Source organism: Vibrio sp. 378, assembly GCF_033339435.1.
The window spans coordinates 1-759 of sequence record NZ_JAWOUO010000445.1 but is presented as its reverse complement, the minus strand read 5'-3'; the positions used below and the strand labels follow the sequence as shown (position 1 = coordinate 759).

Below are 759 nucleotides of genomic sequence, written 5' to 3'. Positions count from 1 at the left end.
CGAATAGCTTCATAAACGATGTCACACAACTGACTTTGTCCATCTTGGCTGCTATAAGGCATTGATGAAAAATCAGGTAACCCATAGTTCAGAATTGAGTATCTAACTTCTAAAAAGTCTTCGTGAATATTTTTCCAACCAATACGACTATTAAGCATCGACTCTAAGTCTCTTAACAAACCATTGAGCATGTGTTGCTGACTGACAGGAAAATCTTTTTCTTCTCTGGTAGTTGGGTCGCTATCAATCAACTTGTCTAGCAGTGAAACCGTTAAAGCCATAATTACTCTTACGCCAACTCTTTTATTACTTGTAGATTTTGTAAGTCAGAAATCGGCAGCGCCATTTCACCGACAAGCCAACACTTCAGACCTAAACCTAAGTAAACTTCTTCGTCTGCTATTTGTTTCCAGTCCGTTTCACGACCTAGTTTCTGAGCATCACTTTCTGAATCCACGTAAGTCATCGGCATATGGCCTTCACCTTCACCTAAACCGTCAATGTCAAACTCAACGGGGCGCCAAACACTTTCTAGCAAAGAGGTAGCAGATTTGATTTCTAAAGTGTTGATGCTAGCAATAGGGACGAGGAAGTAGTTGCCTGCGGTAGAAAACAGCTCAATGTAACCACCTAAACGATCATCAATATCCCGCACGTCTGAGAACGAAGTATCATTAGCTAAAAAGCCCTTTTCTTGTCTCAGTTCTTCGATTTGAAGAGCAAGTTCAGAAACTTGTTCATAATCTTGACTCACCATTG

At 40.6% G+C, this 759-nt stretch carries 2 protein-coding genes; both read right to left on the bottom strand.

Annotated features, from left to right (window positions below):
* A partial coding sequence (tssE, locus tag R7Q48_RS26845) for a type VI secretion system baseplate subunit TssE (RefSeq protein WP_318133284.1) occupies positions 1–281 on the bottom strand: 281 nt, incomplete at its 3' end.
* An 8-nt stretch (positions 282–289) separates the two neighbouring features.
* Positions 290–759, bottom strand: a 470-nt coding sequence (locus R7Q48_RS26840; RefSeq protein WP_318133283.1) for a type VI secretion system accessory protein TagJ, incomplete at its 5' end; no start/stop codon positions are given.